Origin of the sequence: Arenibacter palladensis (assembly GCF_900129275.1) — a bacterium.
Taxonomy (GTDB): Bacteria; Bacteroidota; Bacteroidia; order Flavobacteriales; family Flavobacteriaceae; genus Arenibacter; species Arenibacter palladensis.
In genome coordinates this window covers 293,019-306,889 of record NZ_FQUX01000006.1, presented here as the reverse complement: position 1 = coordinate 306,889, position 13,871 = coordinate 293,019, and the positions used below count along the sequence as shown (strand labels likewise).

Sequence of the window (13,871 nt, the reverse complement as noted above, 5' to 3'; positions counted from 1 at the left end):
AGCAAGAAAGTAAAGAAGAAATATGATTTTTAGAAAATTTGGAAGAACCCAGTGGGATGTAAGTGAAATAGGATATGGAATGTGGGGCATGGGCGGATGGACAGAGTCCGACGATCTATTGTCTGCCAAGTCATTGGATCTGGCCGTGGAAAATGGAGTTAATTTTTTCGATACCGCTTGGGCCTATGGCCATGGGCACAGTGAAAAATTATTGGGTGATCTATTGCGAAGGTATCCCGATAAAAAACTTTTTACCGCCAGCAAGATTCCAGCTAAGAATTTTAAATGGCCGGCAAAACCGGAATATACTTTAGAGAAATCCTATCCTACGTCCCATATTGTGGAATATACGGAAAAGACCCTGAAGAATTTGCGTACGGAGCAATTGGATTTAATGCAGTTCCATACCTGGGACGATAGTTGGTCCGATCGGGAGGAGTGGCAAAGAGCTGTTGAAGATTTAAAAAAATCAGGGAAGGTAGCTGCCATGGGAATCAGTGTAAACCGCTGGGAGCCAGAAAATGGTATCAAGGCCCTTAAAACAGGAGCCTTTGATGCGGTGCAGGTGATTTACAATATTTTTGACCAAGCTCCCGAAGATGTACTTTTTCCCTTATGTTCAGCCTTGGATATCGCTGTTATTGCAAGGGTTCCTTTTGATGAAGGTACCTTGACCGGGAATATTACCAAAGAGACCCAATTTCCGGAAGGGGATTGGAGGGGGACGTATTTTGTTCCCGAGAATTTAATTGCGAGTGCGGAAAGGGCAGACCTGTTGAGGCCATTGGTTCCGGAAGGAATGACCATGGCGGAAATGGCTTTGCGCTTTATTACAATGAACAAAACGGTAAGTACTATTATTCCTGGAATGCGCAAGGAAAGGAACGTGTTAATGAATACGGCCTTAAGTGATGGAAAAGGCCTGCCAAACAACTTATATCAAGAATTGAAGGGCCATAGGTGGGATAGAAAACCAACCTCATGGTCGCAGTAATCTAAAGGATAGAATATGACAACGAGAAAAGAATTTTTAATGCAGTCAGGAATGTTGGCAGCAGGAGTGGTTTTATTGCCATCCTTTACTTTGCCGTATAAGAATCCAAAAAAGAATTTAGGGGTTCAATTGTATACCTTTCGCAAGGAGATGTTGGAAGATGCTGTTGGTACCTTAAAGCGAATAGCGGCCTTGGGAATTAAGCAAATTGAGTCGGCAAGAAGTACCAAGGGACTATATTACGGTCTGAAGCCGAAAGAAATGAAAGATGTTTGTGAAGATCTTGGCATGACCCTTAGAAGCGGACATGTAGCCTTGGACGAACATTGGAAAGAGACTATGGATCAGGCGGCCGAGGCCGGACAGGAATATCTAATTTGCTCCTCCATGCCTACGGAAGGACAAACGGCGGACAACTATAAGGCCGTAGCCGAAGCCTTTAATAAGGCAGGGGAAGAGTGTAGCAGTAAAAATATTAAATTCGGATACCACAATCACGAATATGAATTTGAATCCGAAAACGGGGAGGTGTTCTATGATATCCTGTTGAAAAATACCCAAGCCAACCTGGTGCATATGGAACTTGATCTAGGCTGGGTCGTGGTTGCCGGGAAGGATCCGTTGGACTATTTTAGAAAGTATGAAGGTAGGTTTCCATTGTGGCATTTGAAGGATATGGACATGGTGAAAAAGGAAAGCACAGAGTTTGGAAAAGGAGGTTTGGATATAGCCCAAATGCTTAAATATAAAAAGGAATCCGGACTGAAATATATCTTCATAGAGCAAGAGGAGTACGCCAGTACCCCTTTTGAGAGTATGACGCACAATATGAAGTTCATGAAAAACCTATAAAGGTTTTTCATGAACCTAAAGTTAAGGGTTGGTTGAAGTTTAGGGTTAGGATTGGTTATTTGGCAAACAATTGTCCCATATCCTTAAAGGCTTTGAATTCCAGGGCATTCCCTGCAGGGTCCAAAAAGAACATGGTGGCCTGTTCGCCAACCTCTCCCTTAAAACGGATATAGGGCTCAATAACAAAATTTACCCCTTTAGCAATAAGTTCTTCCGAAAAGGATTTAAAGGTATCCCAGGGGAGGACCACCCCGTAGTGCGGTACGGGAACGTCCTTGCCATCTACTGGGTTAACGTGCAATTTTTCGTCTTTGGCCTTGGGTTTGTAATGGATTACCAATTGATGGCCAAATAGATTAAAGTCTACCCAATGATCGCTGCTTCTTCCTTCTTCACAATTTAATATCTCTCCGTAAAAGGTACGGCACTCGGCCAGATTATGGACGGGAATGGCAATATGGAAGGGAGTGATTTCAGGCATATATCAAATTCTTTAAATTATGGAATAATGGTTTAAAAATAAGCATAATTTGAAAGGGAAATAGGTTTAGTTATGAAATAGCACTAAAAATTTAAGACATTAAAAAGTCCACTATCTGCAAGTTGATCTCTTCTTGGTGAAGCGAGTGGCCAAGTCCGGTGGTTTTTATTAAGCAGCTGTTTTTCCAGTTTTGATGGAGACGTTCGGAAGCGTTGAACGGGGTTATTGTATCCCATTCGTCATGTATGATCAGCCCTTTCTGGGCAATATTTTTGGCAAACTTAGGGGTGGAGATGTCGTGAATTCGAAAGTTGAAATTTTCATACACGTGCCTATCCAAGGCCTCAAGTACCTTGTTGTTGAACCTGACCAGGTTTTGGTAATGTGCCATTAGCTCGGAGAGTTCGGCCGGAGCTCCCAAAGTCACTATTTTTTCGATGGAGGTGTTTGGATTTTGATATTGATTATGAAGGGTAGCAAGTCCCCCCATTGAATGCCCAACGATATGTTTGGGGCGGTATAGGTCTATAAGGTGTCGTGCACTTTCCGCATAGGTGACCACATTTAACCTTTTTCCTTCTGAATATCCATGGCCCGGGGCATCAAAGGCAATGATATTGAATTCCCTTTCCTGTAATTTTTCAATAAGATATCGCCACCTAAAAGCATTGCTTTCCCAACCGTGCATTAAAAGTACGGTTTCCCCGGTTCCTGGCCATTCATAGGTCTGCAGCCCAGTGTTGTTGACCGTAACCCTTTTGCCCAAATACTCTTGTAAGTATTCTTGCTGTACTGGCAATATTCTTCCCTTTCTAGGGGTCGTAAACGTTTTGAATGCCTTTTTTCCCGCCTCTTTTTCAGAGAAAAGTGCGGTAGAATTAAAATAGGCACCGTATGAAAGTGCTAGAGTACGGTAAAGTAGTTTTCGCATAGGATATTTGCTGCTATTCCCAGCCCACCATCATATATTTGATCTTTGCCTTGTCCGGTATCTGAACAGCTTCAATATCGGTATTGTTGCCGTATTGAAGGTTGCTTGGCAGTTCGGTCTTGGCAATGGTAAAATAGGCGTCGGAGTCCTTTAGGAAGATCACCACGTTGTTGAGGGCGGTTATAATTTTTTTAATGCTGTGTTTGTCCTTGATATCCTTAAAGGTACTATTGAGTCCAACGCCTTTTTCGGTAACATATCTTGGATCGTAAATACGGATAATTTCTATTTTGGGAATACTGTCCATATTAGGGGTGAGGGCAAGTAAATGTTTGCCTCCCTTTTCATAAATGTTGATCTTTTTTACAGCCGTGCCAATCCTGGTAACTGCGGTATCCCTAACAATGGAATCGCTGGCAAACACAGTTTCTATATCATCAATGGTATTGGATTTCATCAATTTGCCTACTTGGTCCTTGGCAATTACAAAATCTGTATTGGTGTTACATTGTATAAAGAGTAGCGAGCTTAATACTACGGCAAAAATTGATTTTCTTATCATTTTAAGGTAAAAGGAATTTTTAAAGATTATTTTTTTTAGGTGTTGTTTATCTATAATCCAAAGGACTATTTCATTACTTTCTTTAATACGCCCAGGACTCCCCTAATAAAAGTTGCACTGGTCAATACTTTTATTACAGGATTTTGGCGTGTACTGGTCCTTCTGGAGCTAGATCGGGTTGATCTACTGCTGGAAGAGGCCTTTTCCTCTTCAGCTAGTTTTTCTGCCTTTTCAATCTTCTCGTTTAGAAGTTCATAAGCGCTTTCCCGGTCTATGGTTTCGTTGTATTTTCCAACCAGTTTAGATTTGTCTATTACCTCTTTAAGCTCACTATCGGTAAGAATATCCATCCGGCTCATTGGCGCCCTTAGCATAGTGGCTGCAAGGGGGGTTGGTCTTCCCTTTTCGTCCAGGGCACTGATCAATGCCTCCCCTATACCTAGGGAGGTCAAAACTTCCTTGGTATCATAAAATTCTGAAATGGGGTAGTTTTCCGCAGTAAGTTTTATGGCTTTCCTATCTTTTGCGGTAAACGCACGTAGGGCGTGTTGCACCTTTAAGCCCAATTGGGAAAGGACTGCGTCCGGCACATCGGTAGGGTTTTGGGTAACAAAATATACCCCTATTCCTTTGGAGCGTATTAATTTTACGATACTCTCAATTTGATTCAATAAAGCTTTTGAAGCCTCGTCGAAAATGAGGTGGGCTTCGTCTATAAAAAGGACCAATTCCGGTCTGCCCGTATCCCCCTGTTCCGGAAAGGTATCATAGATTTCTGCCAATAGGCTCAACATAAAGGTAGAAAACAATTTAGGTCGGTCCTGAATATCGGTTAGACGTATAATGTTGATGTAGCCCCTGCCATTTTCATCTATACGGGTAAGGTCCTCTACATCAAATGATTTTTCTCCAAAAAATAGTTCGGCACCTTGCTGTTCCAGCTCTATTATTTTTCTCAGAATGGTCCCGGTAGAACTGGTGGAGATACGCCCATAGGAATCGGAAAATTCCTTTTTGCCTTCCTCTGTGGCATATTGCAATACTTTTTTAAAATCCTTAAGGTCCAATAACGGAAGCTTGTTGTCATCACAATATTTAAAAACAACCGCTACAATGCCTTCCTGTGTAACGGAAAGGTCTAAAATTCGGCTTAGGAGCACCGGTCCAAATTCTGAAACTGTGGCCCTCAATTTTACACCGTCCTGTTCGGAGAGCGAAAGAATTTCCACGGGAAAGGCTTTAGGAGTAAATGGAAGGCTGCCTATTTTGGCATGGCGTTCATCAATTTTTGCATGTCCGGGACTGGGTTTTGCCAGACCACTAAGGTCCCCTTTGAGGTCCATTAATAATACGGGAATTCCTTTGTCCGAAAGATTTTCCGCAATTACCTGTAAGGTTTTGGTCTTACCTGTACCGGTTGCCCCGGCAATTAGACCATGCCGGTTAAGTGTTTTTAAAGGTATCTTAACGTGTGCATCTGTTATGGTTTCCCCGTTCAGCATGGCGGATCCCATAGTGATAAAGTCCCCTTTTGTGGTATATCCTTCCTCTATATGTGCAAAGAATTTGTCCTTGATGTCCATTGAGCTAATTTTTGATAAAAATAGACTAATTTTTATCAAAAGAAAAGTTGTTGATTTTTTAGTTCTTCCTATACCTTCTTACATGAAGCTTGTTTTTATGCAGGAATATTGTCCCTTTTGCGCCCCTCCCTTAAACAAATTTTTATGCCTGTGATTTCTAAAAGCTAATTGTAATATGGAGTTTATGTTTTTATTCCTATTTTACCGGTGTCTTAAAAGCTCAACTTAAACTTCGGTTAAATGCCAGTAGATTTTAGAGGAATCCTCGTTTTTTTTATTGTTCTAGGTCTTTTTAATTCTAATATGAAGGCTCAAGAGGATGTTCCAAAATTAAATTTTGTCAATATTAAAGAAGGAATATCCAAAGTAGGGGTCTATTCCATTTTACAGGACGATTATGGCTTTATTTGGATCGGTACCAACGGTTCTGGATTGTACCGCTTTGACGGGATAGATTATAAATCCTACAAACATATAATTAATGATTCCACTTCCATAAGCAGTAGTCAAATTAATTGTTCGTATTTGGATAGCAGGAATAGATTATGGGTAGGTACAGAGGTAGGACTAAATCTTTATGATCGTGATAAAGATCAATTTAGGCGTATTCCAGTTTTGTCCGCCGGTTTGCAGAACGGTCCCACAATGTCCATAAGTGCTTTGAAGGAAGATGATGAGGGGAATTTACTTATTGGTTCTTTCCGTTTGGGATTGTTCAAAATGAATTTGGATAATTTCGAGGTGGAAAATGTTGGGATCAACATATCGGATGTAGCAGATCCTTTGGTAGTGAGGGCTATACAGACAGATACGAACGGCAAAATATATGTCGGGACCAATATGGGGCTGTATACGGTTGATGGAAAAACGGGAATACTTAATCGTTTGGGTATATGGAAGCAAGGGCAATTGGAGGCCATTGAGGTTCCAATTAGGTCATTGCTAATAGACGGTTCAGATAATATTTGGGTGGGGACTTTGTATGAAGGACTGTATAAAGTGAAAATTGCCAATCCGGAATTAGGGCAACCCTCGGTTATGGAAAGGTACTCTTTTTCAACCCATCCCTTTTTTACTTTAATGGCGCTTCCGGACGGTACTTTAATGTGTGGAACGGAGAACGACGGTCTGTACCATATAAATAAGGATGGGGCGGTACTGAATCATTATTTGACCAACAAAAAAGACGAAAAAAGTCTTTTGTCAAATTCCATATGGACTTTGTATTTGGACAATGATGAAAAAATATGGCTGGGATATTACAACAAAGGCGTAGCGGTATACGATCGCTTATACGATAAATTCAAAGACATAGAAAGCCTATACAATAACCCCAATTCCTTGCAAATAAGCTCGGTTACCTCAATTGTCAAAGATCCCTCGGGCAAGCTATGGATAGGAATGGACGGTGGGGGTATAGACATTCTGGATTTAAAAAATAATGATTATACCCATATAAACAAGGCTAGTAACAATGCATATAATGGACTGGCTAGCGACTATATACAGACCATATTTTTGGATAGCAAGGGCAATATTTGGGCCGGAAGTTGGGAAGGTGGAATCTATTTATTGAAAAAAGGGGCCAATAAATTCATCAATTACAATACCAACAATACCCAAGGAGGCCTTACATCCAATTCGGCGATGAGTTTTGATGAGGACGCTGACGGTACTATATGGATTGGGACCTATCATAGTGGATTGCATTCCTTCGACCCGGATTCTGGGCTATTTAAATATTATAATTCCGAGCCATTTAATGATTTGGGAGTCAGTGGCAGTAGTGCCTATAAGGTTTTGGTAGATTTTGAGGATAATATTTGGTTGGGGACAACCCAAGGATTGTACAAAATAAACAAGCTTCCTGGCCAAAAGTTTTCAGTAGTTTCCATGATTGACAGAATGTCCCAAGAATCCACAAATAATTCTTCTTCCAATTACATTTTATCAATTTATGAAAGTTCAGACCATAGCATTTGGATAGGGACAAAAGGTGCTGGTCTATGCCGCTACCTTCCCAATACCGATAGATTTATTTGGTATGATAAATTCAATGGTCTTGAAGAGGAAAATGTATGTGGGATTATTGAAAGCTTGGATGGCAACATTTGGTTGGGAGGCAATGCTGGAATTTCAAAATTGGATATGGAGACCATGGAGTTTCATAATTACACCACGGATGATGGACTCCTTGCCAACGATTTTAATATTAATTCGGCCTTTAGGGATGACCAGGGAAATATTTACTTTGGAAGTTATCAAGGGGTCAATTATTTTAATCCCTCAGAAATTATAACCAATACCAATGAGACTTCATTATATCTATCGGAGTTTAGGCTGTTCAATGAAAAAGTATTGCCTACCAAGGAGAATTCACCCTTAAAGAAAGTAATTTCAGAAACGGATAGTATTGTACTAAAACATGATCAATCTGTTTTTACGATTGAATATTCGGGCATAAACTTTACCCGTCCGGAAAAAAATGAATATGCCTATTATTTGGAGGGTTATGAGGAATCTTGGAATTATGTAGGTAAAAAAAGAAGTGCAACCTATACCAACTTGGACCCGGGGAGTTATACCTTTAAATTAAAAGCAGCCAACAATGATGGTGTTTGGAACCAATCCCCCTTGACCTTAAGCATCACTGTTTTATCACCTTGGTGGAAAACCAGCTGGGCCTTATTTTCTTATATAGCTTTGTTTATTTTAGGAATCTACTTACTAAATAAAATGACACAGTCCAGAATACGGGAAAAGCAGATCATTCATTCTGAGCGTGAAAAAAGATTGCAGGAAAAAGATCTGGACGAAAAAAAGTTTCAATTTTTCACCAATATCTCCCATGAATTTAGGACACCCCTCACCCTAATTATTAATCCACTTAAGGATATTCTTAATGACGATAGTCTAAGCCTGCCGCACAGAATAAAGGAAAAGCACAATATTATCTATAAGAATACAGATCGACTTTATAGATTGGTGAATGAGCTGTTGGATTTTAGGAAATTGGAATTAAATAAAATTGGTGTAAGGGCCAAGGAAATTGATTTGGGCAATTTAACCCAGGAAGTGGTCAGCCATTTTAAGGAAGAGGCACTGGAAAAAAACATACATCTTAGTTTGGATTCGGATTCTGAGGATTTGAACATCTGGGCTGATGAGAGTATGATGGAGAAAATAATTTTCAATTTACTTTCCAATGCCTTTAAGGTTACTCCTGAAGGTGGGGCCATAACTATTGAATTACTATCCAAGGATGAATTGTACAATCTGCCGCTAGTGGATAAATCTAAACCTACGGTGGGGGTAGAGTTAATAATTTCAGATACGGGACCAGGACTTAAACAAGAGGAAACGGAGAGGATCTTTGAACGTTTTTATCAAGTAGAAAACCTTAATAAGACCTATTATGGTGGTACGGGTATTGGTCTGGAAGTAGTGCAAAGTTTTGTGGAATTGCACAAAGGTAAAATTGAAGTTAAGAGTGAGGCAGGAAGCGGAACATCCTTCAGAATAATTTTGCCAAAAGGACCACAGCATTTTGCAGAGAACGAGATATTTACGGACGTTAAGGAACCTGATTCCCAAAAAGAGCGGGTTAACCTTCTAAAATCCAAAATGGAGGACATATCCGACATTGGCCCGGAAGAGGCAACCACCTCCTATACCTTATTGATCGTTGAGGATAATGGAGAACTTAGGAGCTACTTGAGGAATGAACTCAAAAATCAATACAGGATACTCTTGGCTAAAAATGGAAAGGAAGGTTTGGAGCTGGCCAAGTCTGCGCTGCCGGATATTATTATTACGGACGTTATTATGCCCGAAATGGACGGATTCGAATTTTGTAAAAAAATAAAGGGAGATATGAGGACCAGCCATATTCCTTTATTGATGCTTACGGCCAAAGCACGTATAGATGATAGAATGGAAGGCATTGAAACTGGTGCCGATGCCTATATGGTTAAGCCTTTTGATCTACGACTGCTAAGACTGCGGTTGTCCCAACTTATTACTAGTAGACAACTTATTTTTAATAAATATTTCAGTGTTATCAGCGATGTTCCGGTGAATAAGAATACCACCTCCCTAGATAAGGATTTTATAGAAAAGGTACTGAACTATATCAACAATAATATAGATGACCCTGATTTAAGTGTGGAGGTTCTGGCTACAAACCTTAATTTGAGCAGAAGTCAGTTTTATAGAAAAATTAAGGCACTTACCAATCAGACGGCCAACGAATTCTTAAGGAATATTAGAATTGAAAGGGCAAAACAGATTATAGAAATGGGAAATACCAATATAAGTGAAGTGTGTTATCAGGTTGGGTTTTCCTCGCCCTCCTATTTTACAAAATGTTTTAAAGCCCATTTTGGAATATTGCCCACAGAGGTAGACCCTATCAAATCTTAAATTCAGGCCCATAAAACATATTGTGATGTGCCAATGTTGATATGTCAACGACACCCTTCGTGAAGGGTTGGTTAGGCTCCATCGATTATGATATACTTCAGAGAGGACATAGGGCGGTATACGTTCAAGTATAATTTCATCCGGATTAATGCTAATTACATATAAAAATTGAACCCGATCGGGGTCATTTCAACCATACATAATTATTATAGTCTTACCTACTTAGTGGGATTTGAAGGCTCAGGCGTTTGTCCACTCGCCCGTTCCATTTATCTGGCCCACTAAATGTTGTCGGTAATAGCCATTCAATGCCCTATGGGAGTGACTTGGGTTTCGGATCCCTTGGGTTGGTCTCTGATTAATTAAACAATACTTGATACTTACCTTGTCCAGGTACTAGGAATGCGCCTTTTTGCGGTAGATCTTGTTAACAGCATTTTTAGATTTCCTTAATTCCACTACAAGAAGTCATATCTCTGTTGGTCCTATTACCGTCTTCCATATAACTATTGTTGCATTGCATGCAACAGATGATGCATTTGAGGTTTTTATAGGAAAGTTGCAGCAAAATTTCTATTTGATGCAGAATAAATGCTACACAAGATTTAATATTTATTTAACATTTGAAGGAATGAAAAACAAGGATTCAAAATTCAAATGGAAGCAGTTGATGGAGTTACTGCTGATAATGGCCATCGTTGCATTGCTGGTTTTTGTCATCCTTTATATTCTTTAATAATACGCTTATGGGCCTTTTGGCTCAAGATGAAAAACAAAATTTTACACTAATAAAAACTCGATTAATTAACCTAAACTTTTTTAAATGATGCTAAAGTTCAAATTCTTGATTATCACTTTGGTAATGGTTTGTGCGCAAAACCTTTTTTCGCAGACCAAAACCATAACAGGACTGGTGTCCGATGAGGCGGGCTTGCCATTGCCAGGAGTATCGGTAGTGGTGCAAGGTACCGTTAATGGAGCCACCACAGATTTTGATGGGAATTATTCCATTGGAAATGTAGGACCGGAGGATCGTTTGGTTTATACCTATATAGGTATGGTAAGCCAAACAATCACCGTAGGACAGCAAACCGCAATCAATGTAACCTTACTGGAATCTTATGAGTCTTTGGAAGAGGTTGTTGTAGTAGGGTATGGGGTTCAAAAAAAGGCCTTGACCACAGGGGCCAATCTTAACGTAAAGGGAGAAGATATTGCCGAGTTGAATACATCAACCGCTATGGAGGCCCTTCAAGGTGTTGCACCTGGGGTAAGCGTTACCAGGAACAATGGGGAACCGGGAGCAGGTACCAAGGTTACCATTCGTGGTCTGGGGACAATTGGTAATTCCAGCCCACTCTATATCGTGGATGGGGTAGCGGTAGGCAATATTGATTATTTAAACTCTTCGGATATTCAGTCCATAGACGTTTTAAAGGATGCTGCATCTGCCGCCATCTATGGATCCAGAGCAGCCAACGGAGTGGTATTGGTAACGACCCATAAAGGTAGGAAAGGTAGCAAGGCGCAGATACAATACGATTCCTATTACGGGATTCAGAAAATATACAAGAATCTATCGCCATTAAATGCCCAGGAATACATGTACATCATGGACGAAGGAAGGGTAAATGATGGTTTGGAGCCAAATGATTGGGAGGCTATTTTACAGAATAATAACTGGCTAAATAATAATTATCCCAATAATTTAGGGACCGAATTAGGTTCTGAAATATGGGGTATGCTGCAAAATGGCTGGGAAGGAACCAATTGGATAGATGAAATGTCTACCAAAAGTGCACCTGTAACCAGTCACTCCGTAAATATTACAGGTGGAGGTGAGGATAGTACCTATGCCTTCGGTGTTTCGTATTTGGATCAAACCGGGATTATTGGAGGCAGTATTATTGATGCGGGCTACAAAAGGCTTACTGCCCGTATGAATACTGAATTTGTGCTTTTCAAAAATGATGATCATAGTATACTTACCATAGGGGAGAACCTTACCTACACCAATTCGGAATATAGGGGAGTGGCCACTGGAAACATTTACTGGAACGATCTTCACAATGCCTTGGTTCAAAATCCTTTAATGCCTGCGTATTGGGATAAATCACCTGATGCAAACGGGTTTACCCCAACTTTGGATGGACTTGCCAACGACCAGGCAAATCCGCTGGCGGTTATGTTTTACAGAAGTAACTATAGTAATTTGGGGAACAAGGACAATACATTGGTCGGAAACGTTTATATGGAATTGGAGCCTATAGAGGATTTGAAATTTAGGTCGTCCTACGGTTTGGATTCATGGTTTGGCCACGGTCGCTCCTGGACACCAACCTTTGCTTTGGGGGTGCTTTTCAGTAATGCCAACGATGGGGCGTCACAATACCAATATTTAGGGGCCAATTTAACTTGGACCAACACGCTAACCTATGAACGTACTTTTGGGAATCACAATATAAATGCATTGATAGGTAATGAGGTATATAAAAACCAGATCAATAATTCCGTTGGGGGCAGTATGGCCAACACAAGATTTGGATTGCCGGAATACGCTTATTTGAACAATGTAGACAAGACCGATGTAAATTCCATTAATACTTTTGGCGCAGACTACGCGGCAGGAGGAGGAGGATTGTTGTCCTATATAGCAAGGGCACAATACGATTATAAGGAAAAGTATTTGTTATCGGCAACCATGAGGGCAGACGGTTCTTCCAACTTTGCCAAAGGCAACCGATGGGGTTATTTCCCTTCAGTATCTGCAGGATGGATCCTTACCAATGAGGATTTTCTATCCAACAACAATGGTGTCTTGGACTTTGCCAAATTTAGGGGAAGCTGGGGGCAGAACGGAAATCAATCCATAGATAATTTTATTTATAGCTCTAATATAGCATATCTAAATCCAGGGTATTATTTTGGAGATACCAAACCTATTTCCGGAGCAACAGCTGTTCCGGCCAGGGTAACCAATCCGGATGTAACCTGGGAAACCTCGGAGCAATTGAATTTTGGATTGGATGCTAGGTTCTTTAATTCCAGACTGGATTTTACGGCAGACTGGTATAAGAAAACTACAAAGGACTGGTTAGTGGTTGCCCCTATTCAAGGTACATCGGGAGCGGGAGCACCGTACATTAACGGTGGTGACATAGAGAATACGGGTTATGAACTTATGTTGTCATGGAACGATAACATTGGCGATTTTAAATATGGGGCTACCATAAGTGGGGCCTTCAACAAGAATGAAATTACTAAAATAGCAAACTCGGACGGTATTATCCAAGGACCAAGCTCTGTATTGTCTCAAGGTACGGCCTCAGTTTCCAGAGCGGAAGTAGGTAAGCCAATAGGATTCTTTTACGGCTATGAAACAGACGGCATTCTACAAACTCAGGATGAGGTTGATGCATATGTGAAGCCAACGGATGGTACCCCTTATTTCAGTGATCAACGTCCTGGTGATGTTAGGTTCGTAGATCAAAATCAGGATGGGGTTATAGATGAGAGCGATAAAAAGATGTTGGGGAATCCTAATCCCGATTTTGAACTGGGTATTCAACTCAATGCGGAATACAAAGGTTTCTATGCCAATGTTACCTTGTCCGGGAAATATGGAATGCAGGTTATGCAATCCTATAGATCCTTTGCCGACCGTTTTGACCAAAACTATACTACCGAGATATTTGGGCGCTGGCACGGTGCGGGAACGTCCAATACATTACCTCGCTTGAGCTCGGTATCCAATAGGAATACCAACTGGATTTCTGACATTTATATGCAGGATGCAGATTACCTAAGAATCAATAATTTGACCGTTGGGGTTAAATTGGGCGACTATATTTCCAATATTAAGTTATTCTCCGATATTAAGGTATACGCCGCTATCAACAACCTATACACTTTTACCAATTACACGGGTATGGATCCAGAAGTATCATTTGGCCACGATGCCAGTTGGGCCTCCGGTATAGACCTTGGTCTATATCCCCTACCTAGAACTGTAATGTTTGGATTTAGTGTTGATTTTTAATTTTAAA

At 40.6% G+C, this 13,871-nt stretch carries 8 protein-coding genes; 4 read left to right on the top strand and 4 right to left on the bottom strand.

Annotation, left to right across the window (positions count from 1 at the left end; all coding sequences use genetic code 11):
- The first annotated feature begins 22 nt into the window (after positions 1-22).
- Together BUA60_RS16835 and BUA60_RS16830 are read left to right on the top strand one after the other, a co-directional pair.
- Positions 23-994: an aldo/keto reductase gene (locus tag BUA60_RS16835; protein ID WP_072863694.1), complete on the top strand. Its 972-nt coding sequence runs from the start codon at positions 23-25 to the stop codon at positions 992-994.
- 15 nt (positions 995-1,009) lie between these two features.
- Entirely contained in the window at positions 1,010-1,846 is an 837-nt protein-coding gene (locus BUA60_RS16830; RefSeq protein ID WP_072863692.1) for a sugar phosphate isomerase/epimerase family protein, read from the top strand.
- Between the two features lie 55 nt (positions 1,847-1,901).
- Here BUA60_RS16830 and BUA60_RS22880 read toward each other — a convergent pair whose 3' ends face one another.
- The 4 genes from BUA60_RS22880 to BUA60_RS16815 all read right to left on the bottom strand — a co-directional run bounded on the left by BUA60_RS22880 (position 1,902) and on the right by BUA60_RS16815 (position 5,403).
- On the bottom strand, positions 1,902-2,327 hold the full coding sequence (locus BUA60_RS22880) for a VOC family protein (RefSeq protein ID WP_143153215.1): 426 nt from the start codon (positions 2,325-2,327) through the stop codon (positions 1,902-1,904).
- 91 nt (positions 2,328-2,418) lie between these two features.
- Positions 2,419-3,258, bottom strand: a complete 840-nt coding sequence (locus tag BUA60_RS16825; protein ID WP_072863690.1) for an alpha/beta fold hydrolase — start codon at positions 3,256-3,258, stop codon at positions 2,419-2,421.
- 13 nt (positions 3,259-3,271) lie between these two features.
- Entirely contained in the window at positions 3,272-3,820 is a 549-nt protein-coding gene (locus BUA60_RS16820; protein ID WP_072863688.1) for a hypothetical protein, read from the bottom strand.
- A gap of 65 nt (positions 3,821-3,885) precedes the next feature.
- Positions 3,886-5,403, bottom strand: coding sequence for a helicase HerA-like domain-containing protein (locus BUA60_RS16815; RefSeq protein ID WP_072863686.1), 1,518 nt, complete (start codon positions 5,401-5,403; stop codon positions 3,886-3,888).
- A gap of 240 nt (positions 5,404-5,643) precedes the next feature.
- On the opposite strand from BUA60_RS16815, the gene BUA60_RS16810 reads away from it, so the two are divergent.
- Positions 5,644-9,825: a hybrid sensor histidine kinase/response regulator transcription factor gene (locus BUA60_RS16810; protein WP_072863684.1), complete on the top strand. Its 4,182-nt coding sequence runs from the start codon at positions 5,644-5,646 to the stop codon at positions 9,823-9,825.
- Between the two features lie 823 nt (positions 9,826-10,648).
- On the top strand, positions 10,649-13,864 hold the full coding sequence (locus BUA60_RS16800) for a SusC/RagA family TonB-linked outer membrane protein (RefSeq protein WP_072863680.1): 3,216 nt from the start codon (positions 10,649-10,651) through the stop codon (positions 13,862-13,864).
- Positions 13,865-13,871 lie beyond the last annotated feature (7 nt).